The following is a 16,785-nucleotide window of genomic DNA, read 5'->3' on the forward strand; positions in this document are numbered from 1 at the left end:
CTTTTATAATTCTAAGAAGTTTTGAATAAGCTTCGCGCCCGCTTTTGAAGAACGCTCAGGGTGGAATTGCACGCCGTAGTAGTTACCGTTTTGCACGGCTGCTGTGAACGGGTTGCCGTACTCACATTCCGCAATCGTGTAATCCCCAACTGGCATCGCAAAGCTGTGTACAAAGTAGAAGTACTCACCTTCTTCAATACCTTTGAAAAGTGGATTACCTGCTTTTGCAGACACTGTATTCCAGCCCATATGCGGCAGCGGTAAATCGCCGGTTTGTAACAACTTCACTTCGCCATCACAAAGTCCAAGACACTCAACTAACTCGTCGGCTTTCTGCCCTTTCTCTTGAGACACTTTGCCCAAAAGTTGCATGCCTAAACAGATACCCAACAGCGGCTTCTCTACCTGTTTTACTAAACTGATCAGGTCACGCTCTTCTAGGTTTTTCATCGCTTCGCTGGCGGTTCCCACACCCGGTAGGAATAGCTTGTCAGCCGATAATACGACTTGCGGATCTTTTGAAATCGTTACGTCATATCCTAGGCGTTCAATGGCAAACTTCACCGAAGAAACGTTGGCACAGCCAGTATCGATAATGACAACTTTCTGTTCTGTCACTGTTTTTCTCCTTGCTAACGTTAGCCTTAAAGCACGCCTTTACTACTTGGTAGCTCAGTGCCTTCTACTTTGATTGCTTGGCGCAAAGTACGGCCAAACGCTTTAAATAGGCTTTCAATGATGTGGTGATCATTGTTGCCCGCAGAAGAAAGGTGCAACGTACATGCTAATGTGTCAGTCAGAGAGCGGAAGAAGTGAACCACCATCTCTGTTGAAAGATCACCCACTTGCTCACGGCTGAATTGCGCGTCGAACTTAAGGTAAGGACGACCAGACAGATCTAGTGCACATTGTGCCAAACACTCATCCATTGGCAGGCTAAAGCCAAAGCGACCAATACCACGCTTGTCACCTAGTGCTTCTTTCAGCGCTTGACCCAACGCAAGAGCGGTGTCTTCTACCGTATGGTGATCATCAATGTGTAGGTCACCTTCCACCTTGCACACCATTTGGAACCCGCCGTGCGTCGCGATTTGATCCAGCATGTGGTCGAAGAAACCAAGACCTGTAGAAATGTCATTGCCACCTTGTTCGTCAAGATTAACGATTACTTTGATGTCCGTTTCTTTTGTGGTGCGAACCACTTCAGCAACGCGTGCCTTCACCGTCAGATCTTTTAAGATCTGTTTCCAGCCCATGGTTTCTGGGTTGTATTGAATACCACGAATTGCCATGTTTTCTGCAAGTTGAAGATCGGTTTGACGATCGCCAATCACAACAGAGTTTTGGAAATCCACTTTGCCACCTTGAAGGTACTCTTTTACCAAGCCCAATTTAGGCTTACGGCAAGAGCAGTTGTCTTCATCAAAGTGAGGACAAATCAGTACGTCATCGAACTTCACACCTTGAGATTCAAAGATCTCCATCATCATGTTGTGCGGTGCATCAAAATCAGCTTGTGGGTAGCTGTCGGTACCCAAACCATCTTGGTTCGTGACCATCACTAGGCGGTATCCTGCATCCTGCAACGACAACAGGCTTGGGATAACAAATGGTTCCAGTTTTAGTTTATCTAAACGGTCTACTTGAAAATCAATCGGCGGCTCGACAATTAAGGTGCCATCACGATCAATAAAAAGGATTTTTTGTTGTTTGCTCACTCGAACTTCCTTATTGCTATTCTTTTGGCGCTCCCGCTATTGAGCGAGAGCGATAAATTCTGTCTCTATTTATGCGTAGTAGTTTCTGATAAATCCGAGTGTTTTTTCGCACTCGTCGCGGTTACCCACACTGATACGTACACAGTTCTCGATTGGTGAGTTACGTAAAATAATGCCCGTATCCCAAGCGGCTTTGAAAAGATCATCGCCATCTGGGAACTTCACCAATAGGTAATTCCCCCATCCTTCAAAGACTTCCAATCCCGGAATCATTGACAAACCAACTTGTAAGTAAGCTCGGTTTGCATTCAGGTCGAGAACTTGAAACTTCGCTCGCGCTAGACCTGCTTCAGACAGCGCTTGAGTAGCAATTTCTGCCACTGGAACCGGTACTGGATATGGTGCGATAACTTTAAGAAGCACATTAATCAACTCTTCGTTCGCAAGCGTAAATCCACAACGCAGACCAGCAAGCGCGAAAGCTTTCGACAGAGTACGCAGAATTGCTAGGTTCGGATATTGCGCCAGCAAATCTACCGTTGACGCTTCTGGACAAAAATCAATGTACGCTTCATCCATTACAACGATTGCTCGGTCTTTTGTCATCTCAAGCAGAGACACAATGTCTTCACGCTTAACCAAGTTACCTGTTGGGTTGTTTGGCGAACATACGAAAACCAGTTTCACGTTATCCAGATTGGCTTCGATGCCTGCAAGGTCTAGTTGCCAATCTGACGTCAGTGGTACGGTTTTGCGCTCAACACCGATGGTTTCGGCACTGATAGCGTACATACCGTAAGTCGGTGGACAGTAAAGAATCGCATCTTCACCCGGCTCACAGAAAGCACGAATCAGTAGTTCAATGCCTTCATCTGCACCGCGAGAAGTCAGCGTTTGTTCTGGTTTCACACCCGCATACGCTGCGTAAGCGGAAATCAGTTCTTTCGGTTGGCATTCGCTGTAACGATTAAGACGAGCAAAGTCTGTTTTGTATTCATTGTTAAATGGTGATTCGTTGGCATTTAGCCATACGTCACCGGTACCACCAATTCGGCGAGCCGATAAATAAGGGGTAAGTTGTTGGACTTGTTTACGCGCTAGCTTTTCCATCTCATTACTCTCTTATTCTTTCTTACTTGCTAATTTTTCTACGCGGATAGTAACAGCACGTTTGTGAGCGTCCAGACCTTCTGCTTCAGCCATCGTGACTACCGTTGGTGCAAGGTTCTTTAAACCATCAGCAGAAAGCTCCTGAACCGTCATTCGTTTAGAGAAATCCGCCAAACCTAAGCTTGAATAAGTACGTGTGTAACCGTAAGTAGGAAGGACGTGGTTAGTCCCCGATGCGTAATCTCCCGCAGATTCAGGCGACCAATCCCCAAGGAAGATAGAACCTGCGTTATCTAACAGAGGTAGAAGCTCACGAGGGTTCTTAGTCTGAACAATCAAGTGCTCAGGACCGTAGTAATTGGAAATAGAAACTGACTGCGTCATCGACTCGGAAATAATGATCAAGCTTGATGCCAGAGCCTTTTCTGCGATGTCTGCACGAGATAGCTCCTTAAGCTGACGTTGAACCGCATCCGTCACTTGATCAGCAATCACAGGAGAAGGAGTCACCAATACCACTTGAGAATCAGGACCGTGTTCCGCTTGGCTCAAAAGATCCGCAGCGATAAAGTCTGCATCTGCGGTTTCATCTGCAATCACTAGCACTTCTGATGGCCCTGCTGGCATATCAATCGCAGCACCGCGGAAATCATTGCTAACCTGTCGTTTTGCTTCGGTCACGTAAGCGTTGCCCGGACCAAAGATCTTATCTACTTTCGATACAGTCTCGGTGCCATAAGCCATTGCAGCAACTGCTTGGCCACCACCGACGTTGTACACTTCATCAATGCCACACAGTTTCGCGACATAAAGGATCTCATCAGCGATTGGCGGTGGAGAACAAAGAACGACTTTACGACAACCTGCAATTTTTGCAGGAACGCCGAGCATCAAAACAGTCGATGGCAAAGGCGCACTGCCACCAGGAATGTACAAACCCACTTTTTGAATTGGGCGTGTTACTTGTTCACAAAGGACACCTGGCTGCGTTTCCACCTTGATCGGTTGCGGCTTTTGCGCTTTGTGGAACTTAGAAATATTGGCGTAAGCTTGCTCTAGTGCGCTCTTCATTGACTCTGACAAACGCTCTGACGCTGCCTTAATTTCCTGAGAAGAAACACGAATGGATTCAGGCTTAACACGGTCAAACTTTTCGGTCAGCTCAATAAGAGCAGAGTCACCTTCTTCTCGAACTTTAGCAATAACTTCGGCCACAGCAGTGGTGATATTGGCACCTTCTGCAATAGCAGGGCGCTCCAAAATAGAGTCTTGCTGATTCTCACTTAATGATTGCCAAACGACTGTTCTCATGATGCTTACTCCATCATTTTTTCAATTGGTAGAACAAGAATTGAACTTGCGCCCAACTCTTTCAGCTGTTCCATTGTTTCCCAGAATAGGTTTTCAGAACTCACTAAGTGAACAGCCATTTTCTGCTTATCTGCAGAAAGAGGAAGAACAGTTGGGTCTTCAGCACCTGGCAGTAGTGCTTTAATTTGATCTAACTTCTCTGCTGGGGCGTGAAGCATAATGTACTTAGATTCTTTCGCTTGCTGCACGCCTTGCATGCGAGTTAACAGCTTTTCGATTAGCGCCACTTTGTCTGCGTCGAACTCACCTGTGCGTTGAATCAATGTCGCTTTTGATTTGAAGATAATTTCAGCTTCTTTAAGGCCGTTAGCTTCCAGTGTTGCACCTGTAGAAACCAAATCAGCGATAGCATCAGCGAGACCCGCGCGAGGCGCAACTTCTACAGAGCCTGTCAGCATACATGTAGAGAATGGAACGCCGGCTTCATCCATGTACGCTTTTAGAAGTTGAGGATACGTTGTAGCAATACGCTTGCCAGCTAAGTCTTGTGGACCGTTGTACTCTTCGTCCTTGTCGATTGCGATAGATAAACGACAGCCACCAAAATCAAGTCGACGAAGCTGAACAAACTCGCAGGGTTCACCTAATGCTTTGCGGTCAAGGCGAACTTCTTCTAGTTCATTTTCGCCAATAAAGCCAAGGTCAACCACGCCATCCATAATTAAACCTGGGATGTCGTCGTCACGAACCAAGAGTAAATCAATTGGCATATTTTCAGAATGGACAACTAAACGCTCGCCCATTACGTTGAACTTTACGCCGCACTGTTTTAGTAGAGCTTGACTCTCTTTGCTAAGACGACCTTTTTTCTGAATTGCGATTCTTAAACGTTGTGTTTGCATTGCTTTGTCCCTATGCAAGATTTTGATATCTAAGTATTTTTCAAACTAATAAAACTAAAAAACCCTCGGGAGATTGAAGTCTCCCGAGGGTTTAAAATCTGCTTTTACTTTGATTTTACCTCCGGGAGTTTCCTGCCTCCCGGGTATGCGTACATCGCCCGAAAGACTAGATTGGGTGATGATGGTGATGAATGTTCATTACAAAATTACGCATACTTATTTAAGGCTCTTTTTGAGTTGCTTTGTTGGTAACCACACTAACTAAGGATTCTATATTTTTCAATACTCAATTGAATATTTTCTAAATATTTTTCACAAGACATTGATTTAAATGAAATTAAATTCTTTTCCATATTGAATACTCTGGTGGAAAGAACACCTCCAATCAGCTCTACTCTGACGAAGAAAGCGAAGAATAGTATGAATATTCACCAAAACAACTATTTAGACCGTACCCAACCCATTAATTGACACTTTTCTCAATAAAGAGACAGCAACTCACGTTTGAGACAAGTCATTCAAAACTATTATTAGAGCGGGGCAAAAAATAGTGATTAACAATGAAACTGCGTAACGGTAGTAATAAACAAGCTGTAGATTTCGACGATACGGCACTATACCCGTTGATCGGCAATAGTGCCTGTATCCAAGAACTTCGTACTGCAATACAAAAGTACGCTCAATGTGATGCTGAAGTCCTCATTCAGGGTGAAACTGGTGTTGGGAAAGGTCTTTGCGCTCGCCTTATTCATCAATTGTCGAACAGACACTCAGCACCTTTTGTGGAAGTCAACTGTGGAGCCATTCCAAGTGGTCTTATTGCATCCGAGCTTTTCGGCCATGAAAAAGGAGCATTTACAGGCGCAATCTCAGAGCGTATAGGTTTTATTCAAAAGGCACATAAAGGCACCCTATTTCTTGATGAAATTGGTGACATGCCACCAGACCTACAAATCCACCTCCTTCACTTTTTGGAGAGTAAACAAATCCATAAAGTCGGAGCGGATAAATTCATTGACGTGGACTGTAGGGTCATTGCAGCAAGCCACGTGGATTTGAAAAATGAGGTCGTACAAGGAGGATTTCGTGAAGATCTATTCTATCGGCTTAATATATTGCCATTAACTATCCCTCCACTGAGAAAGCGTGGAAAAGACATTATTATTTTATCTGAACACTTCCTAGCAGATCTGTCTCATGGTCAGGTACAAAAAATGTCTGATAAGGTAAAAGCCAAGCTCCTCAAACATCGTTGGCCAGGCAACGTAAGAGAACTGCGTAATGTCATCCAACGAGCAATTGTCATGTGTGAAGATCACACGCTTCTCGTCGCTGACTTGGGCCTTGATAACAATGAGAGGCAATTGCTCCCTTCTGTGGACCAAATTGATCTCGACTACCTACTGCAAGCTATCGAAGAAAATAAACACAATATGAGTGCGGCTGCACGTCACCTCGGCATTTCAAGAACAACGCTTTATCGATTAATAAAGAAATACAACTTAAATGTTTAAATACTGTATAGGTGTAACGTAACACTGTGTAACAGGTAACTCTTTAGATATCATTTAGTTAACTCTGCATCGCAACCATGCGTATTTTGCTGTATTAAAAATCAAAAGCTTAAAATGGGCATAGTCTTTGCTTAGAACTAAGAAGAAGATGGATTGCTTTTCCATTACAGCCCATCAAGGAGAGCTCGGTACACAAACAATTCGCTCTTAACACGAGACTTTTATCCCCAAAAACGCGATTGCCCCCCTCACCTAAGTCGCGTTAAAAAAAAGCTCCGCTAAATTAGCGGAGCTTCCCTCTGTAACGAATCTATTCAAAACAACTTACGCACTCTGGCAAGACGCTATTTTAGACTTTGAAAGCCATGACAAAATAGCGCAAACGATAACGAATGTTATCGACGCTGCAATGAACGAGAACGCAATTGAAGCAGTCATACCAAGGGCAATAAAGCCGACGCATGAAACAAGCGCGACTGATAATGCATAAGGTAACTGTGTTGATACGTGGTCAATGTGGTTACAACGTGCACCCGTCGATGACAGGATAGTCGTATCTGAGATTGGTGAACAATGGTCACCGAATACCGCACCAGCTAAAACCGCACTCAGCATCGGTAGCATTAGCGCTACGTCTGTTGCGCCAGCCATGTCTCCAGCGATTGGAAGCATGATGCCGAACGTACCCCATGAAGTACCTGTTGAGAACGCCATCAGGCCAGACAGCAGGAATAAGATGACTGGGAGCCAATGAGGGTTGATATTGCCCTGCGCCATTGTCGAAAGGTAAGTACCTGTCTTCATATCACCGATAACAGAACCAATGGTCCAGGCAAATACTAAGATTAGAATCGCGCCAAACATAGACTTAGCACCAATCCAAAGTGTACGTGCGATCTCAGCCATTGGTAGACCTTGCTTCACAACAGTAAACAGTGCAACAGCTAAGCCAAGCAAGCTACCGTAGATTAGTGATGTACCTACATCTGTATTTTCAAAAGCACCAAGAAGCGCAAACTCCTTACCATCAGCAGCCAATGCTTGGCCACCCGTGTAAAGCATTGAAGCGATAGTCGCGATAATCAGCGTCACGATAGGAAGTATCAAATCTGACACTTTACCCTTTTCACTTTCACGGATATCTAGCTCTTCATTTAGGTCATGCGCTTCTTGCGAGTCATTTTCTTTGTCTTTATCAAAGCCACGACCTTGCGATGCAGAGATCTCATGCTCACGCATTTTACCAATATCAAGACCAAACCACGCAACAGCGAACACCATTAGCAGCGCAAAAACGGCGTAGAAGTTCATTGGGATAAGACGAACATATGCGCCAAGAGCCGAATACTCTGTGATCCCATGTGAGACTAAGATCCCGCCAATAATAGTAATAATGTAAGCACCCCAGCTAGAAGCAGGCATAATTACACACATTGGAGCAGCGGTTGAGTCTAGAATGTACGCAAGCTTAGCGCGAGACACATAAAAGCGATCGGTTACTGGGCGAGAGATCGCACCAACAGCAAGGCTATTAAAGTAATCATCGACAAAAATGAATACGCCTAAAAAGGCGGCAAGAAGTTTGGAGCCGCGTTTACTCTTCACTCGAGATTGTGCCCATTCAGCAAAAGCACGAGTACCGCCAGATAGCGTTAATAAAGCTGTTGTCATACCTAATAAGATTAGGAAACCAACAATGCTCATGTTCCAAGTGTTAATTCCGCCATCTTCAATAAAGACAGAAGAAACTTGAGAACTGACGTAACCTGCGGTGTCGCTGATAGACCAGCTATTAAGTAGCACCGCACCTAGCACGATACCTACACCCAAGGAAACTAATACACGTCGAGTCAAAATCGCCAAAGTCAAAGCGACAATAGGTGGCAATAATGAAACAGGAGAACTAGAAAAATCTATTAAATTCATGATCTTCAAAAACCAAAGTTTGGCTAGAGATCTACTGCAGACAAGTCACGTAGCATACGATACGTGCTCATGTTGAACTTAGCGACAGGGAAGCGAACACTCCACCCAACCCTACAGTAGCGCTCCATAGTTTAATGTGAATATATACTATGGCAGTGTTGTTCCTTTCAGATACAACCCCAGCAAGTAACTTTGATGAGTTACTTACTTCGGCAATCTTCGCCTTCCACTATTATTCATTGGCATCACCCCAATAATAGCTACTCTTCGAGACCGCGCCTCTACGGCAACAACAAACAATTAACCACTAACTGTACAAATTAACAACAAATTGTCTGCAATATTGCATCAGGTGGCAGCCATTGTACTTATGATGAGAGTCAATGCAACACATCAAACTAAATTAAACAAATAAATAATGACTGAGATAATTTATAAACCTTGCCTACTTCCATAAGTTTTGTGCAACTGAAATCACATCAATCATGTTATTTATGAAACATTATTACTACCTTAGAAATATCATGGTTTATCTTATATCAATAAATTAAGGATATATGACACACCATTAAAGATGGATGCTTCATATTTTTAAGTAATAACTCAAATTTTTTTATAAAAAACCAAGCTGTCACTCTCTCTATACAATAATGATTGTTGATTTTAGTTCTCATCTAATAATGATTTATTTCGAGTGTAATAATATTAATTGCTTTAAAAAATAGTCAAATTTAAACAAAATCTTGATTTAGCATTTGCACATAAGGAAAAGATAAAGTTAAATATAAGGACTCTTTGTTTATTTATAGATTGGCATTATTTAATCGTAACGATAAAAAGTGCCCAACACATTAACCTTTTAATAGGAATCGTTATGTCAGAGCTGACTAAAACCCTTCTAAATATCCGTAGCCTTCGTGCATTTTCTCGTGAGCTGACTCTAGAACAATTGGAAGAAGCTCTAGATAAACTCACTACTGTCGTAGATGAGCGTCGTGAAGCAGAAGAAGCAGAACGCGCAGCACAAGCAGAGCAAGAAGCTAAGCTTGCAGAGATTGCTGAGAAAATCGCTCAAGACGGTATTGACGTAGAAGCACTTATTACTGCGCTATCTGGCGAAACTAAGACGAAAGGCAAAGCGAAGCGCGCACCTCGCCCTGCTAAATACAAATACACAGATTCAAACGGTAATGAGAAAACTTGGACTGGCCAAGGTCGTACACCTTCGGCGATTCAAGAGCAACTTGATGCAGGTAAATCTCTGGATGAGTTCCTAATCTAGATCCGTGCTATTTTTAAAAGGCTCCCATAGGGAGCCTTTTTTATTTAAACCATTACAAATAAAAAAGGCACATTTCTTAATGTGCCTTTTACTTTAGTTACAGAATAGTTAATTAAACCGCTTCGTATTAACGTTCCCAGTATGCTTCTTCTAGGCTATCTTCTCGCTCAGGAAGTCCGCGCGACAATCGTGGTGAATGTTGCACGAGAACTTCGTAGCTAGCACGGTTTGCGTATTTGCAGACTTGAGAAAAAGAAGAGTAAGTTAAATACTCGTTACTGTGCTTGCTTGAATTAGGCACATTTTCTTTATGGTATTTATTTGCTGCCATATCATGAAGAACAGCAGATAACGCAGCATCACCTGCGCCATTTGTATTCTTAATTTTTTCTGGGCCACCCATATATGGCGAGATATGCGAGTACACTTTTATTGGCGTCTCGCATGAGTCTTTTTTCGCCGGACGACTGAATTCATAACGATTAAATTCAGCAATTGACCCTGGAAGTAATGGCAAAGAAGTTTCGCGCTTCGCGCTATCTTCCGTATACCCAGCCATAAATAGACCTACAGGACCCGCCGTGCACAATACTAGATCAGCCCACTCCAATGTTTTATCAGACGCAGCAAGTGGATCAGATTCCCCCGTCAGTGCTTCTGCTTCATCTTCATTCATCGCAACGACTGAAACGTTATCTCGAATGAATTCTTGCCAATATTTAGGGTCATCTTGAATAACAAACTTTGTGCCTAAAGTCAGAACAACAGGCACATCATTCTTTTTCGCGTACTCAATCGCTTTCATTGTTGCTTCCGGCATTGGGTCGCCGTCTTTGCAACGTACTAGATATGACGTCAGTACAAGTGCTGATGCATTTTTAAAGATTTTCTCTGGAATGCTATCAGGATGGAGTTGGTTCATTTGCCCTTCGCTGATAGCAAAAGTACGTTCACCGTCTTCTGTGATAAGAGCAAAGCAACGGCCAATTGCACCATCTACACCTTGTAGGTAGTTCAAATCCATGCGGCTTGATGTATTACAAAGATAACGGTAACCGTAGCTGCCAATCTTAATATCCTGGCTCATCACTCCAAGTAGTGTGGAGCGATCATCCGCTAGTACGGAGTAGTTATGTAGCGTGTTACCAATTGTACCGCCCGCATACTCATTGGTAATCAAGTTCTCTTCTTTCAGTTGCTGGTATAACTCTTCTGCTCTTTCGTCATCGATAACCAGAGAGTGACCTTTACTCAGACCGTACTTTTCAATCACATCCGTTGTAACTTTTGCTTCAATATCAACCAAGGTTTGGTCAATACCAATGATGTGAGTGCGCGTCATCTTCTTGCTTTCTTGTGCTTGGCTCACCAGCGGGTCACGAGCATGAACAGGAAAATAGTGCTTCGATTTGCGTTGTCCAGGAAATTTCATATTATCAGTCTGAGTAAGGGGATGAAAAGGAGAGCGGATTCTATACCGCTAATAATAAAGCAGCAATAAAAGCGATTATAGCAAACGTTTGCTGACTACTTTTTTCTTTTAGGTGGCTTATTCACCTTCCATAAAGCTGAGATCTGGTAGTTGCTCAAGGTGCTCGCTATAACGCTTTAGGTTGAACTCACCTTCATTCTTCATTACATCAAAAACCTCAATTGACATCGCACATGCCATCATCGCAACCGCATCTTCACGTGGTGTGCCAGTCATCATTAAACGCATAAGGGTTTCTTTTACTTTAAGCGGGTTGCCATCTTCGAGCTGATTTTCAACAATTTCAATCAACTCACTTTCTTGCATAAATTGGTTTTCTTCTGTCATTTGATGTTTCCTCTTGGATTTTGGCCAACTATGCCATATATACCTCTTCTATACTTGCGAAATTACTCGTTCGAATCTTTGTTGAAGAAAAGTTCAGCGAAATGAATTGTGATTTCGATCTCGGATCTGTCACCGGTCTGTGGATTCTGATAGAATCTGCATCCCGTTTATTTAAGTGGTGTTTAGTAATGTCTGATAACAGCCAAAAGAAAGTCATCGTCGGTATGTCCGGCGGCGTTGATTCATCTGTTTCCGCGTATCTTCTAAAACAGCAAGGCTACCAAGTAGAAGGCCTTTTCATGAAGAACTGGGAAGAAGATGACAACGAAGAATATTGTACAGCGGCAGAAGATCTTGCTGACGCTCAGGCAGTATGTGACAAGCTAGGCATCCACCTACACACTATCAACTTTGCTGCCGAATACTGGGATAACGTATTTGAGTACTTCCTTGCTGAATACAAAGCTGGCCGTACTCCGAACCCTGACATTCTTTGTAACAAAGAAATCAAGTTCAAAGCATTCCTAGAATTCGCTGATGAAGTACTTGATGCTGATTACATTGCAATGGGCCACTATGTGCGTCGCTCTTTCCCAGAAAATGGTGAAAAACCACAGATGCTGCGTGGTCTAGATGGCAACAAAGATCAAAGCTACTTCCTGTACACATTAAGCAACGAGCAAATCGCACGTAGCCTATTCCCTGTTGGTGATCTAGAGAAGCCAGAAGTGCGCCGCATTGCGGAAGAACAAGATCTAATTACCGCTAAGAAGAAAGACTCTACGGGTATTTGTTTCATCGGTGAACGCAAGTTTACAGAATTCCTCGGTCGCTACCTTCCAGCTCAGCCTGGTAATATCGAGACGCCAGAAGGCGAAGTGATTGGTCAACACCAAGGCCTGATGTACCACACACTTGGTCAGCGTAAAGGTCTACACATCGGTGGCCGTAAAGGCGGCGGTGGTAACGAGGACCCATGGTTCGTTGGTGAGAAAGATCTAGAACGTAACGTTTTGATTGCTGTTCAAGGTAAAGACCATCCAATGTTGAAATCAGAAGGTCTACTTGCATCACAACTTCATTGGGTAGATCGTGAGCCAATTCGCGATGTTATGAAGTGCACAGTGAAAACTCGTTACCGTCAGGAAGATATTCCTTGTACAATCATCCCTATCGATGATGAAAACATTAAAGTTATCTTTGACGAGCCACAAATTGCTGTAACTCCAGGTCAATCAGCAGTGTTCTACAAAGGTGACGTGTGCCTAGGTGGCGGCATCATCGAGCAACGCATTAAATATTCTCAAGCTTAGGAGTCGTTACGTGGCGAATACACTTTATGACCGTACTATCGCTTTCGCTGGGATTTGCCAAGCTGTTGCTTTAGTTCAACAGGTAGCGAGAAACGGACATTGTGATCAAGATGCTTTTGAAACATCAATCAACGCTATTTTGAGCACGAACCCTGCTAACACAGTTGGCGTATTCGGTCGCGAAGCCGATCTAAAGCTCGGCCTAGAATGCTTGGTTAAAGGGATTGATAGCACACCATCAGGCAGTGAAATTACTCGTTACATTATTAGTTTAATGGCGTTAGAACGTAAGTTAAGCTCTCGTAACGATGCTATGTCTCAGCTTGGTGATCGTATTCAAATGGCCAAGCGTCAGTCAGAGCACTTTGAGCTACTAGACGATCAAATGATCAGCAATTTAGCGAGCATCTATCTGGATGTCGTTAGCCCTATTGGCCCACGCATTCAAGTAACGGGCACGCCATCTGTACTGCAGCAGACGGCAAGCCAACACAAAGTTCGTGCGCTGTTGTTATCTGGCATTCGTAGTGCAGTTCTTTGGCGTCAAGTTGGTGGTAAGCGTCGCCACCTAATCTTCGGGCGCAAGAAGATGGTAGAGCAAGCACAAATCCTTCTTGCTCGTCTGTAGTAAAATATCAAATAAGCAGCTCGCGTTTATCGCGAGCTCATTTTTTTCGACTAAAACAAATCTCGCGCAAACGTTTGCGCAATATTCGTGACAATTGCCACAGTTATTGGTATAAAGCTCACGAAATTTAGAAACCCAATTCAGGAGAACATCATGGAACTGTCAGCATTGACTGCTGTTTCACCAGTAGACGGCCGTTACGGAAGCAAGACAATTGCGTTACGCGAAATTTTCAGTGAATACGGTCTACTAAAGTACCGTACTATCGTTGAAATCCGCTGGCTACAAAAGCTTGCTGCTACTGCTGAAATTGCAGAAGTGCCAGCGTTTAGCGCAGAAGCAAACCAATTCCTAGACGACCTTGCTGCAAACTTCTCTGAAGAAGATGCACGCCGTATCAAAGAGATCGAGCGTACAACTAACCACGACGTAAAAGCGGTTGAGTACTTCCTAAAAGAGAAAGTAGCAGACGTTCCTGAACTGCACGCAGTAAACGAGTTCTTCCACTTCGCATGTACTTCTGAAGACATCAACAACACATCACACGCTCTAATGCTTAAAGAAGCGCGTGAGAACGTGATTCTTCCAGAAATCCGTAACCTAATCGACGCTATCAAAGCACTAGCAGTGGAATACCGCGACATTCCTCTTCTATCTCGTACACACGGTCAGCCTGCTTCTCCATCTACTATGGGTAAAGAAATGGCAAACGTGGCGTACCGTATGGAGCGTCAATTCAAGCAAATCGAAAACGTTGAGATCCTAGCGAAAATCAACGGTGCAGTAGGTAACTACAATGCACACCTTTCTGCTTACCCAGAGCTAGATTGGCACAAGTTCTCTGAAGAGTTCATCACAGAGTCTCTAGGCGTAACTTGGAACCCTTACACAACTCAAATCGAACCGCACGATTACATCGCTGAGCTGTTCGACGCTATCGCTCGTTTCAACACTATCCTGATTGACTTCGACCGTGACGTTTGGGGTTACATTGCACTAGGCCACTTCAAGCAAAAAACTATTGCTGGTGAGATCGGTTCTTCAACAATGCCTCACAAAGTTAACCCAATCGACTTTGAAAACTCAGAAGGTAACCTAGGTCTTGCGAACGCTGTATTCGGCCACCTAGCACAGAAACTGCCTATCTCTCGTTGGCAACGTGACCTAACTGACTCAACGGTTCTACGTAACCTTGGTGTTGGTGTTGGCTACGCTATCATCGCTTACACTTCGACACTTAAAGGCATCAGCAAGCTAGAAGTAAACCGTGAAGCGCTTCTTGCTGAACTAGACAAGAACTGGGAAGTACTAGCAGAGCCAGTACAAACGGTAATGCGTCGTTACGGCATCGAGAAGCCATACGAGAAGCTAAAAGAGCTAACTCGTGGTAAGCGTGTTGACGGCGAAGCAATGCGTAACTTCATCGACGGTCTTGATCTTCCTGAGCACGAGAAAGCACGTCTGAAAGAGATGACGCCAGCGAACTATATCGGTCAAGCAATCGAGCTGACAGATAAGCTGTAATCCTCCTGTAACGACCAGATACCTAAAAGGTTGACGCGAAAGCGTCAACCTTTTTTAGTTAGGAGAGTTAGGTCGGGAGAAAATAATTTTAGTTATATGGAATGGATTACTAATTGAAGATCAGCCCCATTTGTTATGGCTGCTTTTGGAAGAACAAGGTTATTGTTCCTACTTCCACACCAAACTTTTTTATTTTCGTTAGATTGAAAACGTGTCTGTCATCCTGACGATAAAGCCAATCATCAAAAGCAACCGTCACTGATGAATCCTCCATTTGTAGCTCAAAGTCATATTGCCACTGTAGCGCATTGCCCTGCTCTTCCCCTGTTGCTACACCTATAATATCGTCTGCCTTACCTTCATAACTACCGTCTTCTAATCTAGTAATAACCCAAATTCGCTGGTCCACCTCTCCATCATCAAACACGAAGTCTTCCACCAGCGTCAGCGTATCACCCTCTACAGTACCCACTATATCGACTTCAAAGCGACGGGTTTGCTGTTCGGTATAATCTTGCACCATCCCCCACGCCTTTATGTCGCCTTCGAAATAACCGAATACGTCAAAAGTCGGTGTAGAAGAGCGGTAATTATCAATGTCAGCGGAACATGCCGAAAGAAAAACAGCTGCCACTAAAGTCGCTGATTTAAAAATTCGTTTAAGCACTATCTAACCTGCCCTATCAATTGTTTTCGGAGTTTCGGGAATTCTGTGTTGGGTGATAACCATATAGCTAAAAATGCATCGTTCATTCGTTCGTCTTCAATGATGCCAACGTTCTTTACTTGCACGTCCCCAACCTGCTTATAAAACAGCTGACCAAATTTTCCATCTGTTAGATAAGTAAGCTCGTCACCTTTTTGAATATCAGGAAACATACGATCGAGCTCGCTGATCCAAGTTTTTCGATATGAGTCAGTAAAACCCAGTTTCGCCCACTGCTCATCCGTCACATCAAGCAGCTGTTGCTTACTGATGTCTCTCTTGTAATTAATTTCCAATGCAAGGGGATGTGGCGATACGTCATCGCTTACGATGAACTTTCCATCAGGCGCTTTTAATCTTGAGTGATAAATATCGAAGATGAACCAAGTAAGTTGGGCTTCTCCAACAGTTTTCCATCCCTTCCAATTCGCAATGTTGCTGGCAGCTTCGCTATTTCCAACAGGTTGAGCTTGCAGAGCAAAAGAACCAGTTACTATTACCAACGCAAGCAACCTAGTCAGTCTCTGAGTTAAGTCTCTCTTCAAGCTTTTCATTTCCGTACACCTTGAGTATCAAGAGCATCATGACGCACCATTCGACAAACAACATTGCCAGTGTAGCGCCAGTGCTGAATCGAAATTCAACGGCTTGGAGTTTATGGCCAGCGAAGTAGCTCGCCGTTCCTCCGAGTCCGCCTACTATTGATACGTAGGTTTTTGGGAAACGGTACAAAATTGACTTAAGTTGATAGGCATACCAAGAAAACAAAACCCACAAGCATAATAACCAGACTGGCAGCCATGGGGTTGGAAAGACAAAGACCGAGAGTTGTTGATTGAGCGTATCAAGCACGAGCCCGCTCGTGACGATCACACCAATACTTTTGAGCGAAGATGCATCGCTTTTCAGACAATATAGTAGGGTTGCCAAAGTAAGGAATAACGTGACCCATTGCCATTGATAGGTTCCAAGCACCGCTGCAAACCAGCAGAGTTGGAACCATGTCGAAGCAAGAAATACCTTCATAACGAA

Annotated in this window: 16 protein-coding genes, 1 riboswitch and 1 other annotated feature; of the genes, 5 read left to right on the plus strand and 11 right to left on the minus strand. The window is 43.8% G+C overall.

Features of this window, described 5'->3' with window-relative positions:
* Window positions 1–3: 3 nt before the first annotated feature.
* The 5 genes from hisH to hisG all read right to left on the minus strand — a co-directional run bounded on the left by hisH (window position 4) and on the right by hisG (window position 5,041).
* Entirely contained in the window at window positions 4–618 is a 615-nt protein-coding gene (gene hisH, locus L3V37_RS05870) for an imidazole glycerol phosphate synthase subunit HisH (RefSeq protein ID WP_171344582.1), read from the minus strand.
* 26 nt (window positions 619–644) lie between these two features.
* Window positions 645–1,718, minus strand: a complete 1,074-nt coding sequence (gene hisB, locus L3V37_RS05875) for a bifunctional histidinol-phosphatase/imidazoleglycerol-phosphate dehydratase HisB (protein ID WP_237305986.1) — start codon at window positions 1,716–1,718, stop codon at window positions 645–647.
* A 69-nt stretch (window positions 1,719–1,787) separates the two neighbouring features.
* A complete protein-coding gene (hisC, locus tag L3V37_RS05880) occupies window positions 1,788–2,828 on the minus strand; it encodes a histidinol-phosphate transaminase (protein WP_050910462.1) in 1,041 nt (346 codons plus the stop codon).
* Between the two features lie 12 nt (window positions 2,829–2,840).
* A complete protein-coding gene (hisD, locus tag L3V37_RS05885) occupies window positions 2,841–4,139 on the minus strand; it encodes a histidinol dehydrogenase (protein WP_054575132.1) in 1,299 nt (432 codons plus the stop codon).
* Window positions 4,140–4,144: 5 nt separating this feature from the next.
* Complete coding sequence (hisG, locus tag L3V37_RS05890; RefSeq protein ID WP_005378180.1) at window positions 4,145–5,041, minus strand: ATP phosphoribosyltransferase; 897 nt, start codon at window positions 5,039–5,041, stop codon at window positions 4,145–4,147.
* Between the two features lie 53 nt (window positions 5,042–5,094).
* Window positions 5,095–5,232: a sequence feature (His leader region), on the minus strand.
* Between the two features lie 369 nt (window positions 5,233–5,601).
* Between hisG and L3V37_RS05895 the strand changes: the two genes are divergently transcribed.
* On the plus strand, window positions 5,602–6,555 hold the full coding sequence (locus L3V37_RS05895) for a sigma-54-dependent Fis family transcriptional regulator (protein ID WP_005388056.1): 954 nt from the start codon (window positions 5,602–5,604) through the stop codon (window positions 6,553–6,555).
* 324 nt (window positions 6,556–6,879) lie between these two features.
* Here L3V37_RS05895 and tet(35) read toward each other — a convergent pair whose 3' ends face one another.
* Window positions 6,880–8,481, minus strand: a complete 1,602-nt coding sequence (gene tet(35) / locus L3V37_RS05900; protein ID WP_005378182.1) for a tetracycline efflux Na+/H+ antiporter family transporter Tet(35) — start codon at window positions 8,479–8,481, stop codon at window positions 6,880–6,882.
* Window positions 8,482–8,590: 109 nt separating this feature from the next.
* A riboswitch (Lysine riboswitch) is annotated at window positions 8,591–8,773 on the minus strand.
* Window positions 8,774–9,355: 582 nt separating this feature from the next.
* Between tet(35) and L3V37_RS05905 the strand changes: the two genes are divergently transcribed.
* Entirely contained in the window at window positions 9,356–9,763 is a 408-nt protein-coding gene (locus tag L3V37_RS05905; protein WP_005378185.1) for an H-NS family nucleoid-associated regulatory protein, read from the plus strand.
* A gap of 127 nt (window positions 9,764–9,890) precedes the next feature.
* On the opposite strand, the gene L3V37_RS05910 is transcribed toward L3V37_RS05905, so the two are convergent.
* A complete protein-coding gene (locus L3V37_RS05910) occupies window positions 9,891–11,195 on the minus strand; it encodes an inosine/guanosine kinase (protein WP_005378187.1) in 1,305 nt (434 codons plus the stop codon).
* Between the two features lie 117 nt (window positions 11,196–11,312).
* Window positions 11,313–11,582 carry a hypothetical protein gene (locus tag L3V37_RS05915; RefSeq protein WP_237305987.1) on the minus strand — a complete coding sequence of 90 codons (270 nt, stop codon included), beginning with the start codon at window positions 11,580–11,582 and terminating at the stop codon, window positions 11,313–11,315.
* 188 nt (window positions 11,583–11,770) lie between these two features.
* On the opposite strand from L3V37_RS05915, the gene mnmA reads away from it, so the two are divergent.
* The 3 genes from mnmA to purB all read left to right on the plus strand — a co-directional run bounded on the left by mnmA (window position 11,771) and on the right by purB (window position 15,047).
* The gene (gene mnmA, locus L3V37_RS05920) at window positions 11,771–12,895 is read left to right on the plus strand and encodes a tRNA 2-thiouridine(34) synthase MnmA (RefSeq protein ID WP_005378192.1); all 1,125 of its coding nucleotides are present in this window, start codon (window positions 11,771–11,773) and stop codon (window positions 12,893–12,895) included.
* A gap of 10 nt (window positions 12,896–12,905) precedes the next feature.
* Entirely contained in the window at window positions 12,906–13,523 is a 618-nt protein-coding gene (hflD, locus tag L3V37_RS05925) for a high frequency lysogenization protein HflD (RefSeq protein WP_005378194.1), read from the plus strand.
* A gap of 153 nt (window positions 13,524–13,676) precedes the next feature.
* Window positions 13,677–15,047 (plus strand): adenylosuccinate lyase, encoded by a 1,371-nt coding sequence (gene purB, locus L3V37_RS05930; protein WP_213968598.1) that lies wholly within the window; start codon window positions 13,677–13,679, stop codon window positions 15,045–15,047.
* Between the two features lie 133 nt (window positions 15,048–15,180).
* Here purB and L3V37_RS05935 read toward each other — a convergent pair whose 3' ends face one another.
* Genes L3V37_RS05935 through L3V37_RS05945 form a run of 3 tightly spaced genes read right to left on the minus strand, consistent with a single transcriptional unit; the run spans window position 15,181 to window position 16,779 of the window.
* Window positions 15,181–15,714, minus strand: coding sequence for a DUF3833 domain-containing protein (locus L3V37_RS05935; RefSeq protein WP_005378200.1), 534 nt, complete (start codon window positions 15,712–15,714; stop codon window positions 15,181–15,183).
* Window positions 15,714–16,307, minus strand: coding sequence for a chalcone isomerase family protein (locus tag L3V37_RS05940; protein WP_237305988.1), 594 nt, complete (start codon window positions 16,305–16,307; stop codon window positions 15,714–15,716). The genes L3V37_RS05935 and L3V37_RS05940 overlap by 1 nt, the downstream gene beginning before the upstream one ends.
* A complete protein-coding gene (locus L3V37_RS05945) occupies window positions 16,267–16,779 on the minus strand; it encodes a DUF2878 domain-containing protein (protein WP_237305989.1) in 513 nt (170 codons plus the stop codon). The genes L3V37_RS05940 and L3V37_RS05945 overlap by 41 nt, the downstream gene beginning before the upstream one ends.
* Window positions 16,780–16,785: the final 6 nt, after the last annotated feature.

This window comes from Vibrio sp. D54 (assembly GCF_021728075.1).
In the GTDB taxonomy this organism is placed as follows: domain Bacteria; phylum Pseudomonadota; class Gammaproteobacteria; order Enterobacterales; family Vibrionaceae; genus Vibrio; species Vibrio alginolyticus.

Bases quoted from the DNA above. Each gene is read 5' to 3' on its own strand.
- hisC (WP_050910462.1), bottom strand. From the start codon at position 2,828: ATGGAAAAGCTAGCGCGTAAACAAGTCCAACAACTTACCCCTTATTTA.
- hisD (WP_054575132.1), bottom strand. From the start codon at position 4,139: ATGAGAACAGTCGTTTGGCAATCATTAAGTGAGAATCAGCAAGACTCT.
- hisG (WP_005378180.1), bottom strand. From the start codon at position 5,041: ATGCAAACACAACGTTTAAGAATCGCAATTCAGAAAAAAGGTCGTCTT.
- L3V37_RS05895 (WP_005388056.1), top strand. From the start codon at position 5,602: ATGAAACTGCGTAACGGTAGTAATAAACAAGCTGTAGATTTCGACGAT.
- L3V37_RS05905 (WP_005378185.1), top strand. From the start codon at position 9,356: ATGTCAGAGCTGACTAAAACCCTTCTAAATATCCGTAGCCTTCGTGCA.
- L3V37_RS05910 (WP_005378187.1), bottom strand. From the start codon at position 11,195: ATGAAATTTCCTGGACAACGCAAATCGAAGCACTATTTTCCTGTTCAT.
- L3V37_RS05915 (WP_237305987.1), bottom strand. From the start codon at position 11,582: ATGACAGAAGAAAACCAATTTATGCAAGAAAGTGAGTTGATTGAAATT.
- mnmA (WP_005378192.1), top strand. From the start codon at position 11,771: ATGTCTGATAACAGCCAAAAGAAAGTCATCGTCGGTATGTCCGGCGGC.
- purB (WP_213968598.1), top strand. From the start codon at position 13,677: ATGGAACTGTCAGCATTGACTGCTGTTTCACCAGTAGACGGCCGTTAC.
- L3V37_RS05940 (WP_237305988.1), bottom strand. From the start codon at position 16,307: ATGAAAAGCTTGAAGAGAGACTTAACTCAGAGACTGACTAGGTTGCTT.
- L3V37_RS05945 (WP_237305989.1), bottom strand. From the start codon at position 16,779: ATGAAGGTATTTCTTGCTTCGACATGGTTCCAACTCTGCTGGTTTGCA.